The organism is Kribbella sp. NPDC051586 (assembly GCF_044453965.1).
Lineage (GTDB): Bacteria > Actinomycetota > Actinomycetes > Propionibacteriales > Kribbellaceae > Kribbella.
Window position 1 is genome coordinate 1 of the sequence record NZ_JBITDF010000009.1, and the last position, 20,069, is coordinate 20,069.

Consider the following 20,069-nt stretch of genomic DNA (forward strand, 5'->3'; position numbering starts at 1 on the left):
TAAGCTGGCTTTGAGAAAGCTGGCACTGAGAAGTAGGCCCGCCGAACCCTCTCCGAGCGGACGACCGGGTTCGAACCGGCGACCTCAACCTTGGCAAGGTTGCGCTCTACCAACTGAGCTACGTCCGCATTGCGACCGGGTCAAGTGTCCCCGGCGCGAAAAGAACACTAGCCCATCTCCGCCCGAGTTCAAAAATCGGGGTCACCCGGCAGGTCGACGTACCGTCATCAACTGGTCACCTCGCAGTACCGGATCCCCTTCGCACTAAGGTGTTGCGCGGAAGGAGCACCACATGCGCATCTGGCTCAACGGCGCCCTGCTGGACGACGAGGCGACCGTCTCGCCGCTCGACCACGGGCTGACCACCGGCGACGGCGTCTTCGAGACGATCAAGGTCGAGAACGGCCGCCCGTTCGCGGTCCGGCGGCATCTCGATCGACTGGTCCGTTCGGCGGTCGGGCTCGGCCTGCCCACGCCGGACGTCGCGGCGATCGAGAGCGGCATCGAGGCCGTGGTCGATCCCGCGATGCCGTTCGGGCGGCTGCGCATCACGTACACGGGCGGTGTCTCACCGTTGTCGTCCGATCGCGGTACGTCGGGGCCGACGATCCTGGTCGCGACGCAGGAGATCAAACGGCCGTCCGCCACGTCCGCGATCGTCACCGTCCCGTGGGTCCGCAACGAACGCAGCGCGGTCGCAGGCCTGAAGACGACGTCGTACGCCGAGAACGTCCGAGCCCTCGCCTACGCGAAGGAACGCGGCGGCAGCGAAGCCATCTTCGCCAACACGATCGGCAACCTTGCCGAGGGCACCGGCTCGAACATCTTCTGCGTGTACGACGGCGAGCTCGTCACGCCGACGCTGGACTCGGGCGCACTGGCCGGCGTGACGCGCGGCCTGGTCCTCGAATGGTTCGGCGGCGTCGAGCGCGACGTGCCCCTGGAGCAGCTCCTCGAGGCCGAGGAGATCTTCCTCACATCGACCACCCGCGACATCCAGGGCATCCACCGCGCCGACGACCGCGAACTCCCCGCTCCCGGCACCATCACCGCACAGGTGGCGAAGATCTTCGCGGAACGCTCCGCCGAGAACCCCAACCCGTAGCCGGCGGATCCCTGGGCCATCACAATCGGCCTGGCCCGGTCGCCTTGCGCAGGCGCGCGCCGGCGTACCGCCGTTGTGATGGCCTGGGGATCCGGCCTTGGACCGCAGCCACTCACTAACCCCACGCCAAGAAGCCGACCGACCGGTCGCCAAGCGGCGACCTGCCAGTGATGGCGAGCTTGGTGAGTGGTGGCGGTCCGCGTACCTACTCCCCCGAGGCCTTGCGGCGTTCGCGGTACGCCGCCACGTGCAAGCGGTTGCCGCAGGTGCGGGCGTCGCAGTACCGCTTGGAGCGGTTCCGCGACAGGTCGATCAGGGCGTCGTCGCAGTCCGGCGCTTCGCAGCGGCGGAGGCGTTCACGTTCGCCGGCGGAGATCACCTGGGCAAGCGCGATCCCGCACTCCACCGTGATCCGGCACGCCAGCGACGCACCGGCCCGCGAGTAGTGGATGTGCCACGGATGCCCGTCGTGGTTGGTCAGCCGTGGAGTCGACGTACCCCGCGCGATGATCGCGTTGATCATCGTCGCCGCGGACGCGTCGGAATCCGTGGTGAACACCGGCGCGAACAGCGGCCGCAGATCGCGCACCTCGGCCAGGTCCTTGTCCGTCAACGTGTCGACCGCGCTGAACTCCCGCTCCTGGACGAACTTCTCCAGTTCCTCGAGAGTCTCCAGCGAGTCGACCTGGCTGTTCGGTCCGGGCATGGTGTTGACGAGCCGGACCAGCGTCCCGAGCGCCTGCTCGGTGTCGTGCGAGAAAGTCACAATCACGTCTCCAACGCGACGGGATCTCCGTCCTGGAGCAAGAGTAGCCCGGCCCGATTAGATCGTCCCTGCAATCATGCGCTAAGGTTTCACCCGCACCACCCCATCCGAAACACCAGCACCACAATCCGGGCGATTGGCGCAGTGGTAGCGCGCTTCGTTCACACCGAAGAGGTCACTGGTTCGAACCCAGTATCGCCCACCCGAAGAACACGCAGGTCAGAGCGGGAACCCAGCACCAGCCGGGTCCCCGCTCTTCGCGTTTCAGCCCTCGTCAGGCAGCGAAAAGGCAGCAAGAGCGCCTAGGACTCGCTCTTGGGAGCCTCCCTGGACATGGGTGTAGATCGCCAGCGTCGTTGTCGGCCGCTCATGTCCCATGACCCGCTGTACGTCGGGAACCGGCACACCCGAGGTGATCAGCCACGATGCGTACGAGTGCCGGAGGTCGTGGAACCGCAGACCGCCTTCGGCGTGGCGCGCTACTGCCTTCACGGCCTGAGCCCTGGTCTTGAACAGCTCGGTCGCTTCACCGGCCGGGGTCGGCCAGGTGCCCCGGAACTTGTCAGCCTCCACGGCGACCTGACCCAGCAGTCCGGCCCGGACGAGTGACGGCCGCCAGATGCGCGCCCGGAACAGCGTCCGACGCAACGGGGTGCCCGCCTCATTGATGAACACCTCCCCCGCCTGACCGGTGCCGTACAGCTCGCGGTACTCCTCCAGGAGCCGCGCCACCATCGGCGGCACCGGTACGACTCGGCGGCCAGCTCGCGACTTCGGGTAGGGCTTTGGGGTCACATGACCATTCACCTCAACGGCTACGCGTTCGACTCGCAAAGTGCCGGCCACTAGATCGACCGACTCCCAGCGGAGCCCGACGCATTCGCCCCACCGCAGTCCAGTGCCGCCAGCAAGCGCGACGATCGCACGGTGTCGCTCGGGAACGGCCGGGAGGAGACGAGTGGTGAAATCCTCCCGGCTGATCGTCTGCCTGTCGCCCGCCTGCTGACGCTTCTTCGGGAGCCGAACGTCCTTAGCAGGATTCACAGCGATCAGCCGGTCACGATTCGCCGCCTTCAGGACCGCGCTGAATAGACGGTGGCATTCACCAACCGTGGACGGCGAGAGCTGACGCGAAAGGCCAGTGATCCACTTCTGCGCGGAGGAATGGTCGATCGCTGATAGCGGCGCATTCGCCCAGTGCGCGACCACGTGGTTCTTCAGCAGCGACAGATCACGCGCCCGCGTCGTCAGCTCGACGTTGTGCGACTCCATCCACTGCGCGGCGTACGCGCCGAACTTGATGCGCCTCGCGGCGTGCGGATCGACGTACGTACCCGTGTGCTTCGTTGATTCGATGGTCGCCAGGAAGGCGGCCGCCTCGCGGCGTGTGGGAAAGGTCTTCGACGGCTGGCGGCCGGTCGCATCGCGCCAGCACGCCTTCCACTTACCAGCCGGGGTCTTTCGGATGTATCCCATCTCGGTTTGTCAGCTCCAGTTCGATGCGGTGGCGAGGGTCGCGGAGTCGTCAGGTATCGGTGTGGCGTCAAGCCAGGTGTGGAATGCGCGGCGCGGAACGACCCAACGGGTGCCGAGTCGGCGCGCAGGAATCTGCCCAGTACGGACCATCTGGTAGGCGGTGTTGCGGGAGACGGCCAGGAGCTGCGCAACCTCCGGGACCGTGTAGACGAGTGCGCGGAAGTCGTGGACGGTCGCCGTCGATTCGTCGTCCGGAACGGGGATCAGGTGCGAGATAGAGGCTTGGCTCTTCATGCGGCTCCAGAGGTCGAGTCGTCGCTGACAGCTCGCGGGACCCAAGGCGTACCAGCCGTACCAGCCTCGTTTTCGCTGGTCAGGGTCGATGAGGCTTGGGCGGTTGGTACGGCTTGAGCCGTACCAGGGGTTGAAGCCGTACCGCGGCTGACCTGCAATAACGAGGCTGGTACGGCTGGTACGGCTTCCCCGTCGGAGGGTTTTGGCTCAGGGCAATAGCGGTTCCATGCGTCGGTGAAATCGCTGCGGTAGTAGCCCTTGGCTTGCCCGGTCGGGAACCGGATGGTGTCGCTGTGGATCTCGAAATCTCGGAGCAGGTTGCCCATCCGCATCGCGGTGAGCCCGGCTTTCCCGATGGTCGCCCAGGGAGCCTCGGGATCGGCCCGGAGCCGTTCCAGCAGGATTGCGGTGGGCAGCGCGTCGGCGTCCTGGAACGCCGTACGGCAATCGATCAGGAGCCGGGTGGGTGTGGAGCTTTCGTCGCCGGCGTCCCGGTCACTGGTGAGCGTTACCGCGGCCTTCCGCGCTGCCCGCGGCCAGACTCCGCCGGCCAGGTCGGCAACGGCGATCATCGGTTCCCAAGTGTCGGCCGCGCGATCTTCCAACGGCATGTCCGGCGCGGCCCTGGTCAGCTCGATCACCTGCGGAGCGAGCCACTGGTTCAGGAGTTGTCGCAGCTCGTCCAGCTCGGGACCGTCACGGCGTACCCGGTAAGGCGCAACCTGTTCGCCGGGCGCACGGCGGCGCATGCGGATGACGGCCGCGCGGTCCTCGATCGTGTCCGGCATCGCGCCGATGCCCGCGAGGGCTGCCATGGCGAACGTCTGAATCTTCTCCACCGACCGCGAACCGGCGTCGTACCGCAGCGCCGGACGGCCGCGCTGATGACCGGCGTTCAGCAGCCCGCGCAGGTCTTCGTTCTCCCCGGCCTTGGGGCCAAAGATCGTGTCGGCCTCATCGATCAGCAGCGTCGGCGGATCGGACGGCGACATGCCGATCGACCGGTAGACCGCCGATGGTGAGGCGTTGACGGTCATCAGCGGCCGATGGCACAGCGCCTCCACCATGTCCAACAGCCGCGACTTCCCGCACCGTCGCTCGGGTGCCCGAATCACCAGCCGGGGCGCACAGTTCCACGCCTTCACGGCATGGGTGGCGGCGATCCACAGCACCACCGCAATCAGCGCGGACGGACTGGGGAGGATGACATACCGCGTGATCGCGGCGGCCACATCGTCCAGCAGTCGAGCACCGTCGATCGACTCCTTGTGATCGGTGCTTTCGGAGGTCATGCGGCAATCCCTTCGTCATGGAAGCCACCGGCGATAGCGGCTCGAATGTCGCGGGCGGTCTGGTCAACTTGCAGCCCCACATCGGTCAGCGCAGCAACCGCGTCGTCTCGGCTGATCGCACCGGCCGCGACCATCCGCGCAACGCCTCTCGCAGCGCCGTAGAGCGTCGTTCGGCGCTTGCCCTCGGGTGCGTTGCGGACGGCGTTGAGCGTTGAGGTGAGCAGGCTGTGAGGGTTCGAGATGCCCCCCGCTCGGGTGGTTCGGATCGGCCCGGCTGGGCGGGTCATGGATTCGGCCGGCGTAGGCGGCAGACAGGCGTCGGTCAGCGCGGGGGGCATCTCGCTTGGGTCGCTCAGTCCGTCGCCCCACTGGTAGGGCTGGTGGGTGCGGTGGTGGATCGACGGCGGGAGCACGACGTACCCGCCGTCAGCCTTCACATCGATCCCCGCCAGCCCCGGCATCGGACGTGAGCCGATCTCCCGGCCGGGGTGCCGGTAGTACAGGTGCACACCACCCGATCCGGTACGGACCCACAACGTGCGCGGTACGAGCTGGCGGGCCACCAGCTCCGCGAGGCTCGCGTTTCCGCCATGCGCGGGGTCCACGTCGACCACGACTAGCCCGGACACTGCCCCGGTGCGTACGGCGAGCTGTCCGGGCGGGACGGCGGTCACGATCGCGGCGACCCGTTCGGGGTCGGTGGTGGCGGCGTAGAACCCGTGGCAGGTCAGATGCCCGCAGCTCGCCGCGTCGTGCGCGGGATCCTGTGCTTGGGCACGGCAGTCGTTGCAGTTGGCAACCGGCCGCTTGGAGCGACCGAGCATGAACACCGGCCAGCCTCGCTCAGCGGCGGCGACGGCGGCAGTCAGCAGGTCGGTCATCGATGGTCCTTCCTCGAGGGGGTCAGGCGGCGGCCGGGTAGCTGGCGGCGTCGATGCAATCGATGCACCGGCCGTCCGAGGTTGGGATGCAGTAGTCGGTGACGGTCCCGCAGAGCCCGCAGGTGCGGCGGGCCTGCATCGCCTTGTCCAGCGCGTTCAGTTGCGCCGGCGACGGGACGCGGGAGGGTCGGGCGAGGTCGAGCCGGTACAGCCAGGCCCAGCGTTTGCCGTTGCGCCATACGAGCAGCGCGTACGGCGCCTGACCGCCCGGACACATCCGCATTGCGCGCAACTGTCGGCGGGTGGCGAGTCCTGCGGGTGCCCAGCGGAACCGAAAGACCGGGGTTCCGTGGTGGTCCCAGCCGAGGGCCTGTTGGCCGTTCCACAGCTCGATCCACCGCGCCGCAGCCGGATGCAGGGTCGTGCGGTCCAGCGCGGTGCTCATGCCGTCACCTCCGCCTCGGCGTGGTGTACGGCGTCGATCCGGCGGGCAAGCCACTCGAAGACCGGCACAACCACCGCGTTGCCGAGTTGGGCGTACCGGTCCCGGTCGGACTGCGGGACGCGGTGGGAGGTGGCGGTCCAGTCGTCCGGGAACCCCTGTAGCCGTTCACACTCCAGCGGGGTCAACCGGCGCGGACCGGTGTGGGACTGGACCACGTAGGTGACCATCGACGGGTCCTGCTTGTCGTTGCCACCGTGGCTGACCAGCGAGTGCGAGTAGGCGGGTGCCCACGTCGTCAGGCGACCGCCGGCTGTGTCGTCGGCGCGGTCGCCGCGACCTTCTCCAGCGCTGCCCTGAGCGGGTCTGGCAGGTTGCGGCGTCGGCGGGTGGTGCGGGTGAGGATTCCCCGGCACACGGTCGGGTTCAAGGAGTACGCGGACAGGTGCGCTCCGGTCTCCAGAATGTCCGACAAGGACGAGTCGGCGGCGTCGGTGGGGTACTCCGAAACCGCGACCGTCCAGCACCCGCCAGGCACTGTCCATCCCGAGCTCGGCCAGGTCCGCGAGCACGGTGCCGAAGTCGCGGCCGTCGTTGACGGACAGAAGGCCAGGGACGTTCTCGCCGACGAACCAGCGGGGACGAAGCTCCGCCAGCAGTCGCGCGACGTGCACCCACAAGCCGCTGCGTGGGTCGTCCAGCCCTGCACGACGGCCGCGAGATGAGTTGCCCTGGCAGGGCCACCCGGCCGCGAGGACGGTTCGGTCGGGAACAACTCCAACTGCGATGAGATCATCGGCGGACACCTTCGTCAGGTCTTCGAACAGGACAGCTCGGGGGAACCGGTCGGCCAGCACACCGCGTGCCCGGCGGTCGATCTCGACAGCCGCCCGCGTGGGGATGCCGGCGCGGTGGAACGCGAGATCGATGCCGCCGATCCCGGCGCACAGCGACACCACCTGCAGACCGGCACTCGGGCCGCGCATCACTTGTCGCCCTTGCTGGTGGAGTTCTGGCCAGCGCCCCGGACGGCGCGCATGTGGTTGATGACGTGACGGCCGAGCCGGACCCGCAGCCCGGACCCGTCGCAGCGCGGGCAGTGGCGGAATGCTTTGCCGAACGGGGACTTGAACTTGCCGACGCCCTTGCAGCGGCGGCACTTGCCGAACGGCCAGACCAGGCAGGTGAACAGGTAGAACGCGACCGCGATGGTCACGATCAGTGCCACCGCGGCGACCTGTCCGGCGGTGTGGATCGTGGCGGTGAGGGTAGCGGCAGCGTCGGAGCCGTCGCTACCGTGGGTAGCGGCGGTCAAAGTGGCGGTAGCGGCGCGGGGCAGCATGGTTAGCCTCCAACGGGCTGTTTTTGGGCGTGAGGGACCGTGGCCGCGACCCGCTACCTGCGGATATACGGCCTGGTGGTGGTTGGGTTGCGGGGTAGCGGGACGGGTAGCGTTCGCGCTACCGGTAGCGTCGGGGCCGCTACTTCACCCGTCCCGAACCCTCAGCGCAATTGACTACTCTCCGTAGATGTTTCGGTGGTCAGTTGGTGTTGCCGCGGCGAGTCATCGCGGCGCGCAGGTCGTCGGCGCTGACGCCCTTGCGGACCACGCCGTCGCGCTTCACGTTCACGCTCGGGACGCCCTGGGCGCGGGCCTGCGCGCTGATGGCTTCCGGGGTGGTGCCGTCGTACTGCTCGGGCATCTGGTTCGCGAGGCGGCCGGCGATGGTGTCCCAGTGCGCCTTGCCGTCCGGACCCATGACGGTCAGCACGTCGGCCAGCACGTCGCGGGTGGCGCGCTCCAGCTCCTCCCCTGCCGCCTCGCCGGTCAGCGTGCCGAGCTGTTCGCGGTGTTTGCGGGCGGCGGTGGTGATCTTGTCCGCGTCGGCCGCGTCCGCGAGGAACGACCGGACAGTTGGGGTATTGTCGGTGACGCCGTACAGATAGCCGACGCCCCGGTACTCGTCCCCGACCGGCAGGGCGGCGGCGTCGAATCCTTCGGCGTAGGCGTCGCCGCCGAGCACGGCCTCGGACACGATCCTGTTGCCGCACTTGAGTGCGAATCGTGCCGAGTGGTTGTCGCGGTAGCGGTTGAACAGGCGGCCCACGTCGCCCGCGCCGACACCGGACGGCTTCTGCGAGCTGGACTCGATGATCACGCCGGCACTCGGACCCACCGCCTGGATGCGGGAGAGCTTGGCCGCGATCTCCTTGTTCACGGCCTGGTCCTCGGTCTCGAAGTAGACCTGGAACTCCTCCATCACCATCACCAGCACCCGCAGATCCGGGTAGCGCGGGTCACGGGCGAGTTCCTTGGTCAGCTTCCCGTCCGGGCACATCGTCACCGGCAGCTTGGTCAGGATCGAGTTCACCCGGTCGATGTGGGCCAGGACTTCGTCCAGGATCGCTTGCAGGCGTTCGATCGGGTTGTCGTCGTTCGGGTTCGGGTGCGTCCCGAACACCGTGCGGTGGGCGATCTTCTTGAACGCCAGCCAGTCCGGGGAGTTCTTGCCGTCGACAACGATCAGCTTCACGTACGGGTCCAGCGCGGCGTGCAGCGCCACGAGCCGGGCGAAGAACGTCTTGCCCTTCCGCGGCTGCGCGCCGACCAGCAGCGAGTTCCACATCAGCGACAGCGTCACCAAGCTGTCGCGCTCGTCCTTGCCGAGCTTGACCGGGTCCCAGATCGACCGCGGCTTGCAGTCGAGCATGTCGGTGCGGCCCACCGGTACCGCCAGCGGGTCACGGTCGGACACGAACAGCGTGTGCCGGCGTGAGCTGGACTTGTCCGGGGTCAGGAACACCTGGTTCAGGTGCACGTCGAGACCGGAGGCGATCTTCTCCCGGACGCCGACCACGTCGGACCAGCTCCTGCCGTACGGGAGATCCACCACAACCTGGGAGCCGGTGTTCTTGGCGTCGCGAGACATGGGCGATCCGAACCGGACCTCTTGGTCGGTCTTGTCGGGCTTGCCGAGACCGGCCGCGTAGTACGCCCGCAGCACGATGTCGGAGTTCAGCTTGCGGTATCGGGGTGCGACCACAGCGGTACCGAGGACCGTCTGACCTGCAGGCCTTCCGTAATGCGCCAGCCCGGCGACCGCCGCCGCGCCCGCGACCGCGAGACCGGCGGCCGGGGCCGCGTTCCACGCGATCGGTAGCCCGATCAGCAGGCCGAGGTTCTGTGCGGCGAGGACCAGACCGCGCCACATGCGGGTTGCCTTGAGCTGGCGGTGGATCTTCTCCCACTCTTTCAGCTCGCCGGCGTCGGCGGCCTTTTGCTCCAGCACGACGGAGTTCGGGACCCACCACCAGCGCATCTGCTTGCCGATCAGCCGCGACAGGCCGCGCCCGGCGAACCACCCGAACTTGGTCGCGTACCAAGGGGATCGGACCGCGTGGAAGGCGGTCACGTGCCCGGCGCGCGCCAGGGCGCGAGTCGTTGTGGCGCGTACGTTCTCCGGACGCAGATGGGTCGGGATGATCGGTAGCCGGTGGCCGTCCACGACCGGAACCGGCAGGTCGGGGGTGTCTACGGGAACGATGACCTTGCCGGTGGTCGGGTCGTCGTCGGTGTCGTCCAACGCGATCTCGTAGGCAGTGTCCATCGACTCCACCTCACCCGCCGACAACGGGACCAGTACGCCGGCCGTTTCGTCGGCCTGCTTGACGTCGTCGTCGCGGCGGGCACGGTCCACACGGTGTGCGTCGAGGTCGATCGGGTCGGGCAGGTTGTTCATCGGTTCGGTCATGTCACTTCTCCCCGTTCTGGGGTGGGGCGGGTGTGGATCAGGTGGGCCAGCGCGGCCCCCATGCCGAGAACGGCGACGGGCAGGCAGGCAACGGCGGTGGTGATCGGCCAGGGCGCGGCCGTCACGCCAGCGGCCTCCAGCAGGTGGTAGGCGACCTGTCCCAGCGCGCCTAGTGCGAGCGCGGAGAGTGCGGAGACCTTGGCGAACTTCCGTGCCTTGGCCGGGACGCGGCCGGACAGCCAGACCCGCAGCGCGAACGCGGCATAGGTCTCGACACCGATCGGCAGCGTGATCGCAGAGTTCAGCGTGAACCCGTCCGCGATCCCCGGCAGCGGATGCACCACACCGAACCCGGTCAGCTCGCCCAGCCCGACCCAGCCGGACCAGACCGCGACGAACGCGGGCAGCGCCAGCAGCAGCACCGGCCAGGACCGGACCGGGCGCATCTCGTCCCCGGTCTCACCCGTGGGCTCGTTGGCCGGGGAGATGCCCCCGCGCCGGATCAGCCGCGGGAACCGGCCCAGCCAACCCGTGCGGCGTACCGGAACCGGAGCTACAGGCGCCGTGACCTGCGGAAACTCCTCCTCAACGGGTTCAGGAATCATCGCCGAGATCTCAGCCGTGGTATTGGTCTCGTCGGAGTCCGGCACCGAGTGGAGCCGGGTCTCGGGGCGGTCCTCGGTGTGCTCCTCGGTCAGGGCGGCGTGGACGGCCTTGGCCTTGTCCTTGCCGATCCGCAGGTGCTTCATCAGCCGGTTCTGCGACGGCACCTCGCCCAGCTCGGCCGCGAGTCGGCGGGCGGCCGGGATCAGGTCCTCGACCGGCATCGGGTACGACGTACGAAGCGGAGTGCTCATCGCGCCTGACCTCCCGTCACGTGGCTAGCGACCCAGTCGCCGGCGTGGGGCAGCGTGTCGGTGGTGTGCAAGACGTGGTCGCCGTGCCAGACGATCCACGCCGTCCCCAGCGCCGTACGGGGGGAGACGACCTGGACGAGGTCGTAGCCCGCGACCTTCCACCAGCCCAGATCGACCTGAACGAGATCCGGCAGGGCCGTCAGCAGCGCGGTCATGCCACGCCCACCGTCTCCGGCTCGCGGTCGGCCAGCTCCCGGCCGATCTCCAGCACCCGACGCTCGGCACGCCGGACACGACGCGTCTCCAGTGCCGAGGCGTACGGTCCGGCGTTGATCAACGCGATCTGCGCGTCCAGCAGGTCCAGCTCGGCCGCGATCAGCGGCCATTCCTGCTCGATACCGGCCAGGTCCGCTGCCGAGGGTTCCTGGCTAGCGACGGCCGACAGGTGGATGATGCTCATTGGGTTGTGCTCCTGTTCGTGAAGGGACTGGACCGGCCCTGACGCCTCGGCGGTTGCACCCGCCGGGGCGTCGCTCTGTCGGGCCTCACCAGAACATGAAGCGAAACTAAGGTGCGCATCACAGTAGCGCTTGACCAATGATTGCGCAAGCGAGGTGCGATACCCTGGATGGGTGACTGATCTACGCGACGAGTTGAAGTCGGCGACGCTGCGGTACCGCAAGACCGAAGCGGCCCACGAGCAATCCCGGACTGAGATGCTGGCGGCTGTCCTCGCGGCGCTCCGTGGCGGCGTACCGCCTACTGAGGTGGAGCGGTTGTCGCCCTTCACAGCGGCGTACATCCGCAGAGTCGCCCGCGCCGAAGGCGTCCCGCCAGCGGCACCGGGGCCGAAGCGGGTGAGCTCCTGAGTGGTCGGCTCGTTCATGCGTCCAGCGTCGGGGCGAAACGATCGATTGATGTGCACTCGGCAGGCTGCGCACTTTTGTGCGCGTTATCCGGTCCAACCGGCGGTTGACTAGAGGGACCACATCAACGAGGGGAAGTGCAGATGCACGTAGGTGAGCGCATCGGGGCCTACCGCAAGCGACGCGGTATGTCGCAAGACGCCCTGGCGGGACTCATCGGAATGTCGCGCTCCTGGCTGTCGCAGGTCGAGCGTGGCATTCGTGGTGTCGATCGACTGTCCACCCTGAACGACCTAGCAACCGTCCTGCGCATCGACGTTACGGACCTCATCGGCCGGGAGTGGGTCCTCGCACCCGACGCACCAGAGCACGTGAAGGCCGTCGACGCAGTACGCAGCCAGCTGGCGAGCTATCACCATCTGCTGGGCGAGCCCGCGATGCCGTGGCCGCTCCCCCAGCTCCGGAACGGCGCTGTGCAGGTCCACCAGGCCTACCAGGCCGCGAATTACCACACCGCAACGGCGATGCTCCCAGACCTCATCCGCGCCGCCGACGCGTACGACGGCTACCAGGGCCGGGACGGCAGAGAGACGCACCTAGCGCGATGCTCGGTCTACTCGGCCGCCGCCAAGCTCCTCACGAAGGTCGGTGAACACCAGCTTGGCTGGCTCGCCGCCGACCGCGCCACCCACGCAGCTATGGCCGCCGAATCCAAGGCCGCACAGGGCCTCGCGGCGTATCAGGTCGTCTGTGCACTGCTCCGCAGCGAGCGCACCGACGACGCGGAACGGATCGCGGTTCGATCGGCCGAAGGCCTCATGTCGATGACTGGCTCAGACGCACCGGACGCGGTGTCTCTCGCCGGTTCCCTCTGGCTCATCTCCTCCGTCATCGCTGCACGCCGCTCCGACCGTGCGACGGCAACCGAACGGCTGACGACAGCGGGGCAGCTCGGAGACCTCCTCGCCCACGACGGCAACCACTGGTGGACCGCGTTCGGCCCCACCAACGTCCTCATCCATCGCGCCTCTGTCGCAGCCGAGTTCGGGGAGCCGTCCAACGTGCTGCGGGTAGCTACGGAAATCGATCTGGACGCTATGCCGGCGGGACTCCAAGGCCGCCGATCCCGCCTGCACATCGACCTGGCATGGGCGCAAACCCAAGCCAAGAACGACATGGAAGCGATCCTGCATCTTCAAGCAGCCGAGCGCGTAGCTCCCGAGTCGATCAAGTACCACACCATCGCCCGCGAGCTGGTCCGCGAACTCCTCCGCCGCTCCCGCAAACCGAGCCCGTCCCTGACCGCTATCGCTACCCGCGCAGGAGTCCTCGCGTGACCAACCGAACGCTCTATATCGTCGTCTGCGGCGCACCCCTCGCCTCCCGCACCGCAGACGGCGTCAAGGCCGCCAGAGCCAACGGCTGGGACCCTTACGTCATCCCCACGGACGCCGCACTCCCCTGGCTTGCCGACCAGGACCTAGGAGATGCCCCCGTCATCACTGGCAACCGCACCCCAGAGCAGCCGAAGCGCATCCCGCCCGCGGACGCCGTGGCCGTGGTCCCCATGACCTTCAACACCCTCAACGCGTGGGCCAACGGCAACGCCAACACATACCCCCTCACAACTCTGTGCGCAGCCCTCGGCGCTCGGACGCGGACTGTTGCTGTGCCATTCGCGAAGCACGACTTGGCTGGGCACCCTGCATGGTTTGCCTCACTGGCAGTGCTTCGCTATGCGGGCACCACTATCGTCAACCCACACGACGGCTCAACTTCATCTCTCGAACCACTCAACTCTGGGACGGGGATTGACGTCGCTGGAGCATTTCACTGGTCGTGGGTCATGCAGCAGATCGAAGATTCGGCGACCTAATGGCGACCACCAACAGAATTGATGCCGGCCAAGCCCGGATCGGCTACCTGTTCGACGGCGACCCAAGAACACCGCCCATCGCAGCTCAACTTCGCAGAGACAGCGACGGGATATTCATTGACGTTCCGTGGATGGATAATGAGCCCAGTCACGTACAGAGTCGATGGTTCGGTGACGTCGAGTACGGCGATGATCCCGAAAAAGCACTTTTCCGATACGAACCTCCGAGCGGAATCGATTTCCACGATCAACATGGAAATGTGGTCCTAATCGGATGCCGGGACTATCGCTCCAATCGACGCTTCCCGGTCGGGGTGGGAACTGGCACTCTGGTTGCCGATTATGCACTGCTCGACGCCACTGGCGGGCAACGGTACTCGCGCATCAATGGACTTCGCTCGGAGGTCGAGGGCCTTGGCGCGTGGATCGGCCTGCGGAGTTTGAATGCTGAACGGACATTTTCGGCGGACCAGCGCCTAGCGACGGCAACGCTGCAATTGCGCTCGCCAGATCCGATCACGATCTCTTCCCGTTTGAATCTGACGATTCGGCCGGCCTACCGCTACGGCCCCGGACAACACCCAGACGAGACCACGATCACGGAACGGATGCTCGTGGAGACGCGCGTCTCGAAGCCGCGAGATTGGCTCGACCATCTATCTCCGCACGAGGCAATCAGAGACCTCGTTCGAGTCGCCGCCTGGAGCGATTTCAGCTTCCAAACCCATGAAGCCACCAGAGATGATGATCCGATCAGGACGCTGGACGGTAAGGGGCACGGTAGCCAGTGGTACAAGGTCGAGACTTCGCGAACAGGGATCTCCTCTCCGAGAGCGGTGGGAGGGAACCCGGCATTCCTTTTCACTTTCGACGACATTGGCCCACAAGGCGTTCGAAGGTGGTTGAGGATTAACAGTCAAATGAGTCGCGCGATCTCGCCAATAGTGCGTCTGCTCGATCTGCGTGAAGCCACCGCGGTGACACACGTAGCTCAGCTAGGTATCGGCCTTGAAGCATTGGGATTCGTGCTCGCTCGAGAAGCCGGCTTGAACAAAAAGAAGGCTGGCGATGAACGGTTTGACGAACGCATAGAGCGATTGGCTGATAACTGCATCGGACCGTTCCCAATCGACAAAGCAAACTGGCTTGCCTCAATGCCGCGGCTGTACAACGGCGTGAAACACGCGAACCGCGCCATGCCCACGCAACTGGAACTCGCAGACGGCTATTGGCAATCCTTGCTCGTCTTCAGGTGGTGGCTCGCCGGACGCCTCGGCGCGAGGAAGAGCGCCATTCGCAACCGTGTCGAAGCAGATCCGATGACCGTTCGCGCACGTGCAGCAGAGGAGCGCTGACGACACCCTGGCAGGAGAATTCATACGCTAGCGCCGGTTATCCTCGCTCAATTCGGGTCGCATGAATACTCCTCGCGCCGAATGGACTGGAACCTCAAGCGAACCTCTCTGGATTCCGGCCGTGGATGTCGAGGTCAGCGTCCACTCAAGTGTCACCTTGTTTGACTCGTCTGGAAGGTGGTGCAGGAAGAGGTGGAATGGCGTTGCAGGCGAGCGCTTCTCCGGACGAATTCTGCCCAGCGACAAGGTGATAGACGATTCGTCAATCTCCAGATTCGGGTTCGGGATCCTTGGAGACTTAAATGCGAACGGTCTGATGGGCCCAAGCCCAAGAGCATCCATGGTCAGCCGAGACCTGGGCTTGGGAACCTCGGGTAGCCCTTTCAGATCCTCGGGAGCTTCCCCGGTCTCGAACGCCGACCATGGAACATCGAGGCGCAACGTCAGTTCAACGTCTTCGAGAATGAGGGGGCCTGGCGATGTGACCGACAGCTCAACGATGCTGTACTTCCACGCAATCAATGTCAAGCGTTGAGCATCAAATAGGCGCTCGCGACATTTCTCTAGGTACTGATCTAAAGCCTTTGCGTCATATACCTGCATATTGATGAACTTCGCGCCATCTGAGTCAGTTCCGCGCTGTCCACTCAGGACAGCCTCTTGACGTTTAGTGATCCATGTTTCTATATCTCCAGGCGAAGGATCAATCACCAGCAGACCTTCAGGCGGAGTCACACGACAACTCACATCAAGACCAGTGAGCTCAGGAACTCCAACGCCACGCAGGAGGCGGTCACTGAGCATTCTAATCTCGGACGCATTCGCCGGGCGGCTGATCGCTTGGCTGCGAACGAAGATCGTACCCTCGGCCGACTTCTCGAAGGTCTTTCGCAATGTATGGATCGGATCACCCCATTGAGGAGGCTCAACGATGACCACCAGAACTGTCTTACCATCTACCGTGACGTAGTTTGGTGACCAAACAGGGCCGTCCGCACCCAAATACTTGATAAGCGCACCCTCAAGATCTGCAGGGTCGATTGCCTCAGTTCCGTGAACGAGTCCCGGTTCGACGCCGACGAGCAGGTACGCCAGACCGTCGCAAGCTGTCGCCGCCACTTCGGGCATTCGATTCGCGAAACTGAGAATCGCACGGGCAGCCTTGAACGCGCCGTCGGGACTCCTCAATTTGAGGTCCGACTTCCATTCGATCCACCAGGACTCATCCGATGGATGAGCCGACCGCACGGCATCGACCAGAGCCAGGAGATCCCCGGGCCGGCGAAGCGACTGGGTGGTGTCAACGTTGATGGCCATAGCAGCGCTTTCTGTGCGGTCCGAGACGTTGCTCGTGGAGATCTTCGCTCATCACGGCCGCCTGTCCTAACCGGGACGCGTCCCAGGAGCCCAAGCTTGGTTGCGGCGCGAGATGCCGGGGCAGCAGAAAGACAGCGAACCAGCAGGTCCCATCGGCATCGACCCCGGTCACTCCGTGGTCTGCCGCGCCGCGACGACGCGGCTCGATAGCAGGTGGCACGGCGGATCCGCCTTCACACCGAAGAGGTCACTGGTTCGAACCCAGTATCGCCCACCCGGAACCCACAGGCCGGTCCCCAGGGACCGGCCTTTCGCATGCGGCCGTGCGCGATGGGAACCGCTCGGTCACGGCTTCCATGCCATAAACGGACGGGGACGCGAATGGCGGCCAGGTCGCAGCCCCAGGGAGTCAGGACCGCCGTCCAGTCGTCCCACCAGCCGCCATCGCCCTCGCTGAGAGAGTCCTGCACACCAGCTCCCAGACGGCAGGCCACCTCCCAGCTCCGGGCGTCGTCGGTACCGGCGGCGTCGCCCCAGCGGGCCATCCAGCCTTCCGGCGCGCCAGCGGTGGCATACAACCGGTCTGCGTCCTGGCGCCAGTGGCGGCGGGCGGTCGAACGGTCCGTGAAGAACAGGTCGACCTCCTGGGCGTAGTCCGGAGACATGCCTTCGCAGAACTCCAGACCCGGCGATCCGTACGGCGCGAAGCACGCGAAGACCGCCGCCCCGGTAACAAGCTCGGGCAGCAGCGCGGCGCAGGCCAGCGCGTAGGAGCCTCCGCCGGAGAAGCCCCAGATCCCGAGCCGTTCGATCCCCAGCGCCTTGGCAATGCTGTCCACGTCATTGCTCGCGTCGGCGATGCGCCGGTTCTTGTGGCGCGGCCGGCCCCCGTAGCCCGGGCGGTCGTAGCTGAGCAGGCGCAGGCCGAACACGCGGGCCGCCAGTTCCGCGTCCGGCCGGAACAACCGCCGTGATCCTGGGCTGCCGGGGTGCACGAGCACAGGTTTGCCGTCCGGATCGCCGAAGTCCTCGACCCGGATCAGCTCGCCGTCCGCAGTCCCTTGCAGCGTCAGGCGTTGTCGAGGTGGTGCATCAGGTCTTCGTCCAGCTCGATCTCTACCGCTGCCAGGGCCTCGTCTAGTTGGTCGAGGGAGGAGGCGCCGATGAGGGGGATGACGTTGTGGTGGAGGAGCCAGGCCAGGACTACCTGGTTGGCGGTGACGCCGAGGTCGTTGGCGGTCTGGCGAAGGGCCTGGTAGCGGACGTAGGCGGTTGGGTGCGCGTAGCCGCGTTGGGGCGAGAACGGGCGGTCGGCGCGGGTGTACGAGCCGGTGAGCAGAGCCTGATACGCGACAAGCGTCAGGTCGGGGTGCTCGGACAGGTAGTCGAAGTGTTCGATGCCTGCGTGTTGGTAGTGGGGGGTGCCGTGGCGGCGGAGGCCTTGTAGGGATGGCGGGTTCGGCCAGAGGTAGCTGGAGTGTTGCTGGATGACGGAGTACTGCGCTACGTCCTGAGCAGCTGCGGTTTGCCTAGCGCGGTCGAGGCGCCACGTGGCTGTGTTGCTGCAGCCGATCAGGTCGACGGTGCCCTCCGTGGCCAGTTGACCGAAGGCACCTACGGTCTCGTCCAGCGGAGTACTGCGGTCGTCGATGTGCGCGTAGTACAGGTCGATCCGGTCAACACCCAGCCGGCTGAGACTTCCCTTGACCGCTTCAGCGACTGCGGATGCGCCGAGTCCTTCCCAGTGCGCGTCGTCAGGGTCGCCGGGCACCGTGGTGCGGGCGCCGCACTTGGTGGCGATGAACAGCTCGTCGCGGTTGCCGCGGGACTGCATCCAGCGACCGAGGAGCTCCTCACTGTCGCCGCCATGCCCGTGCCACTGGTTGTAATTGTTCGACGTGTCGATGAACGTCCCGCCGGCGTCCACGAAGCGGTCGAGGATCGCGATCGCGGTGTCCGTCGGAGTCGACGTACCGAAGTTCATCGCGCCCAGGCAGAGCGCACTGACGGTCCGGTTGCTTCCACCAGGTCCAATAGTTCGAGACAACATGAACCCCACTCTGCTTCCTGGAGCGCACTCGAAGTCAACCCCGCCGGCGCAACTCAGACGAGCCAGACGCCGCCGTCCATCAGTACGCGGTCCTTGAGTTCGTTCACCTCGCGCCAGGTCTGGATCTTCGTCGGGGTGACGCGGAAGAACGGGTAGTTGGCCAGCGGGCGTGGGTCGAAACCTGCCTTCGCCGCGAACGCCTCGCCCTCGGCATCGCTCACCTCCCCCACCGCGACAGTCCCGGTCACGTGGATGAGGTCCCGGATCTCCCCTACCGTCAGCTGCACGCGCGGATTCGCCCGCAGGTTGCGGGCGGTCGGGTTGGTGGCGGTCGTCGACAGCAGGAGCGTGTCGTCGGTCCAGAGGAAGGACAGCGGCATCAGGTACGGAGTACCGTCGAGCGAAGCCGTGGATACCCAGGCGTCGACGTCGTGCTCGAAGCGGCGCAGCATGTCCTGCTTGCGTACCGACAGCGGACGCGGTGGTGCCGTCATGGGGTGCTCCTCTTCGTTCTGGTGTCACATCTGGTCCGGGTACTGCGTCATTCCGATGACGGCGCCGGGCCGTTCGGTGTGACAGGTGGAATGGTGATGGCTATGGACGGGGACGAGTGGCTCGCGACGCGGTTCGAGCAGAACCGGGATCGCCTGCGGGCCGTCGCGTACCGGATCCTAGGCTCTGAGCCGGAGGCCGAGGACGCGGTCCAGGAGACCTGGATCCGGCTCAGCCGCAGCGACACCGCGACGATCGACAACCTCGGCGGCTGGCTGACCACGGTGGTCGGGCGGATCTGCCTCGACATGCTCCGCACCCGCCGCGGCTGGCCCGAGCTCCCGGTCGGCGAGCACTCCCCTGTGCTCGCCGACGACGTCGTAGCCGATCCGGAACTCGAAGCAGTACAGGCGGACTCGGTCGGTCTCGCGTTGCTCGTCGTACTGGAAACGCTGTCGCCGGCCGAGCGACTGGCATTCGTGCTGCACGACATGTTCGCCGTACCGTTCGAAGACATCGCGCCGATCATCGGCAAGTCACCGGCGGCCGCCCGGCAGATCGCGAGCCGCGCGCGACGCCGGGTCCGCGGTACGCCGGCACCGGCCGGCGTCGACGTGATCCGGCAGCAGGAAGTAGTCAGCGCGTTCCTGGCGGCCGCCCGCAACGCGGACTTCGCGGCGCTGCTCGAGGTGCTCGACCCGGAAGTCGTCGTACGGGCCGATGCCGGCGCATCCGAACGCGGGATCGCCGCGAGCATCACCGGGCACGACCGGGTCGCGCGCACATTCACCGGACGGGCGCAGGCGGCGAAACCCGTGCTGGTCGACGGGATGCCCGGCCTGGTGTGGATGCAACGCGGCGAACCGGTTGTTGTGTTCTCTTTCACGGTCGTCGACGGGCGTGTCGCGACCATCAACCTCCATGGCGATGCCGACTACCTGCGAACGGTTGATCTGCAGACGTTGCCGGCCTGATCGGACGGCGTGGCGAGTGGACAGATCGGTGGGTACGGGTGTGACGGATGGGGTGTGATTCACGCTTGTCGCACCCCGATCGCGACAACGCCGAATCCGGGGTGGAATCCGGTTTTTGTCCCGGCGGAAAGTGCGCTACTGTTCTGCTCTCGCACCGAGGAAACCTGCTCGGGGTGATGCGGACGTAGCTCAGTTGGTAGAGCGCAACCTTGCCAAGGTTGAGGTCGCCGGTTCGAACCCGGTCGTCCGCTCGGAGAGGGTTCGGCCCAGCTTT

At 66.5% G+C, this 20,069-nt stretch carries 22 protein-coding genes and 3 tRNA genes; 8 read left to right on the top strand and 17 right to left on the bottom strand.

Going from position 1 to position 20,069, the window contains the following annotated elements:
- Nucleotides 1–55: 55 nt before the first annotated feature.
- Nucleotides 56–128: transfer RNA gene (locus tag ACIA58_RS41365), tRNA-Gly, on the bottom strand.
- A 164-nt stretch (nt 129–292) separates the two neighbouring features.
- Between ACIA58_RS41365 and ACIA58_RS41370 the strand changes: the two genes are divergently transcribed.
- Complete coding sequence (locus ACIA58_RS41370) at nt 293–1,105, top strand: aminotransferase class IV (protein WP_396409366.1); 813 nt, start codon at nt 293–295, stop codon at nt 1,103–1,105.
- Between the two features lie 205 nt (nt 1,106–1,310).
- Here the strand turns inward: ACIA58_RS41370 and ACIA58_RS41375 are convergent, their stop codons facing one another.
- Nucleotides 1,311–1,871, bottom strand: coding sequence for a CGNR zinc finger domain-containing protein (locus ACIA58_RS41375; protein WP_130438463.1), 561 nt, complete (start codon nt 1,869–1,871; stop codon nt 1,311–1,313).
- 130 nt (nt 1,872–2,001) lie between these two features.
- Between ACIA58_RS41375 and ACIA58_RS41380 the strand changes: the two genes are divergently transcribed.
- Nucleotides 2,002–2,073, top strand: a tRNA-Val gene (locus tag ACIA58_RS41380).
- Between the two features lie 62 nt (nt 2,074–2,135).
- Here ACIA58_RS41380 and ACIA58_RS41385 read toward each other — a convergent pair.
- The 11 genes from ACIA58_RS41385 to ACIA58_RS41435 form a co-directional block, all read right to left on the bottom strand.
- On the bottom strand, nt 2,136–3,347 hold the full coding sequence (locus ACIA58_RS41385; protein WP_396409367.1) for a tyrosine-type recombinase/integrase: 1,212 nt from the start codon (nt 3,345–3,347) through the stop codon (nt 2,136–2,138).
- A 9-nt stretch (nt 3,348–3,356) separates the two neighbouring features.
- Entirely contained in the window at nt 3,357–3,641 is a 285-nt protein-coding gene (locus tag ACIA58_RS41390; protein WP_396409368.1) for a helix-turn-helix domain-containing protein, read from the bottom strand.
- Nucleotides 3,638–4,933: a DUF3631 domain-containing protein gene (locus ACIA58_RS41395; RefSeq protein ID WP_396409369.1), complete on the bottom strand. Its 1,296-nt coding sequence runs from the start codon at nt 4,931–4,933 to the stop codon at nt 3,638–3,640. The genes ACIA58_RS41390 and ACIA58_RS41395 overlap by 4 nt, the downstream gene beginning before the upstream one ends.
- Nucleotides 4,930–5,814, bottom strand: a complete 885-nt coding sequence (locus ACIA58_RS41400) for a bifunctional DNA primase/polymerase (protein WP_396409370.1) — start codon at nt 5,812–5,814, stop codon at nt 4,930–4,932. Before ACIA58_RS41400 ends, ACIA58_RS41395 begins: the two co-directional genes overlap by 4 nt.
- A 22-nt stretch (nt 5,815–5,836) precedes the next feature.
- Entirely contained in the window at nt 5,837–6,259 is a 423-nt protein-coding gene (locus tag ACIA58_RS41405; protein ID WP_396409371.1) for an RRQRL motif-containing zinc-binding protein, read from the bottom strand.
- Nucleotides 6,256–7,242: a DNA cytosine methyltransferase gene (locus ACIA58_RS41410; RefSeq protein ID WP_396409372.1), complete on the bottom strand. Its 987-nt coding sequence runs from the start codon at nt 7,240–7,242 to the stop codon at nt 6,256–6,258. Before ACIA58_RS41410 ends, ACIA58_RS41405 begins: the two co-directional genes overlap by 4 nt.
- Nucleotides 7,242–7,598: a hypothetical protein gene (locus ACIA58_RS41415; RefSeq protein WP_396409373.1), complete on the bottom strand. Its 357-nt coding sequence runs from the start codon at nt 7,596–7,598 to the stop codon at nt 7,242–7,244. Before ACIA58_RS41415 ends, ACIA58_RS41410 begins: the two co-directional genes overlap by 1 nt.
- A 199-nt stretch (nt 7,599–7,797) precedes the next feature.
- A complete protein-coding gene (locus ACIA58_RS41420; protein WP_396409374.1) occupies nt 7,798–10,008 on the bottom strand; it encodes a cell division protein FtsK in 2,211 nt (736 codons plus the stop codon).
- Complete coding sequence (locus ACIA58_RS41425; RefSeq protein ID WP_396409375.1) at nt 10,005–10,865, bottom strand: ABC transporter permease; 861 nt, start codon at nt 10,863–10,865, stop codon at nt 10,005–10,007. Before ACIA58_RS41425 ends, ACIA58_RS41420 begins: the two co-directional genes overlap by 4 nt.
- Complete coding sequence (locus ACIA58_RS41430; RefSeq protein ID WP_396409376.1) at nt 10,862–11,080, bottom strand: hypothetical protein; 219 nt, start codon at nt 11,078–11,080, stop codon at nt 10,862–10,864. The genes ACIA58_RS41425 and ACIA58_RS41430 overlap by 4 nt, the downstream gene beginning before the upstream one ends.
- Nucleotides 11,077–11,325: a DUF6284 family protein gene (locus tag ACIA58_RS41435; protein ID WP_396409377.1), complete on the bottom strand. Its 249-nt coding sequence runs from the start codon at nt 11,323–11,325 to the stop codon at nt 11,077–11,079. The genes ACIA58_RS41430 and ACIA58_RS41435 overlap by 4 nt, the downstream gene beginning before the upstream one ends.
- Before the next feature lie 172 nt (nt 11,326–11,497).
- On the opposite strand from ACIA58_RS41435, the gene ACIA58_RS41440 reads away from it, so the two are divergent.
- The 4 genes from ACIA58_RS41440 to ACIA58_RS41455 all read left to right on the top strand — a co-directional run bounded on the left by ACIA58_RS41440 (nt 11,498) and on the right by ACIA58_RS41455 (nt 14,962).
- Nucleotides 11,498–11,734: a hypothetical protein gene (locus ACIA58_RS41440; protein ID WP_396409378.1), complete on the top strand. Its 237-nt coding sequence runs from the start codon at nt 11,498–11,500 to the stop codon at nt 11,732–11,734.
- Nucleotides 11,735–11,874: 140 nt separating this feature from the next.
- A complete protein-coding gene (locus ACIA58_RS41445) occupies nt 11,875–13,068 on the top strand; it encodes a helix-turn-helix domain-containing protein (RefSeq protein WP_396409386.1) in 1,194 nt (397 codons plus the stop codon).
- Entirely contained in the window at nt 13,065–13,607 is a 543-nt protein-coding gene (locus ACIA58_RS41450; protein ID WP_396409379.1) for a flavoprotein, read from the top strand. Before ACIA58_RS41445 ends, ACIA58_RS41450 begins: the two co-directional genes overlap by 4 nt.
- Nucleotides 13,607–14,962 (top strand): hypothetical protein, encoded by a 1,356-nt coding sequence (locus tag ACIA58_RS41455; protein ID WP_396409380.1) that lies wholly within the window; start codon nt 13,607–13,609, stop codon nt 14,960–14,962. The genes ACIA58_RS41450 and ACIA58_RS41455 overlap by 1 nt, the downstream gene beginning before the upstream one ends.
- Before the next feature lie 27 nt (nt 14,963–14,989).
- Here the strand turns inward: ACIA58_RS41455 and ACIA58_RS41460 are convergent, their stop codons facing one another.
- From ACIA58_RS41460 to ACIA58_RS41475, 4 genes are all read right to left on the bottom strand, one after another.
- Nucleotides 14,990–16,279, bottom strand: coding sequence for a helix-turn-helix domain-containing protein (locus ACIA58_RS41460; RefSeq protein ID WP_396409381.1), 1,290 nt, complete (start codon nt 16,277–16,279; stop codon nt 14,990–14,992).
- Nucleotides 16,280–16,512: 233 nt separating this feature from the next.
- Nucleotides 16,513–17,280: an alpha/beta fold hydrolase gene (locus ACIA58_RS41465; RefSeq protein WP_396409382.1), complete on the bottom strand. Its 768-nt coding sequence runs from the start codon at nt 17,278–17,280 to the stop codon at nt 16,513–16,515.
- A 68-nt stretch (nt 17,281–17,348) separates the two neighbouring features.
- On the bottom strand, nt 17,349–18,329 hold the full coding sequence (locus ACIA58_RS41470; protein ID WP_396409383.1) for an aldo/keto reductase: 981 nt from the start codon (nt 18,327–18,329) through the stop codon (nt 17,349–17,351).
- A gap of 53 nt (nt 18,330–18,382) precedes the next feature.
- Nucleotides 18,383–18,823: a pyridoxamine 5'-phosphate oxidase family protein gene (locus tag ACIA58_RS41475; protein WP_396409384.1), complete on the bottom strand. Its 441-nt coding sequence runs from the start codon at nt 18,821–18,823 to the stop codon at nt 18,383–18,385.
- Between the two features lie 96 nt (nt 18,824–18,919).
- Here ACIA58_RS41475 and ACIA58_RS41480 point away from each other — a divergent pair, with 96 nt between their 5' ends.
- Nucleotides 18,920–19,795 carry a sigma-70 family RNA polymerase sigma factor gene (locus tag ACIA58_RS41480; protein ID WP_396409385.1) on the top strand — a complete coding sequence of 292 codons (876 nt, stop codon included), beginning with the start codon at nt 18,920–18,922 and terminating at the stop codon, nt 19,793–19,795.
- Nucleotides 19,796–19,973: 178 nt separating this feature from the next.
- Nucleotides 19,974–20,046 (top strand) — tRNA-Gly (locus ACIA58_RS41485).
- The last annotated feature ends 23 nt before the right edge of the window (nt 20,047–20,069 follow it).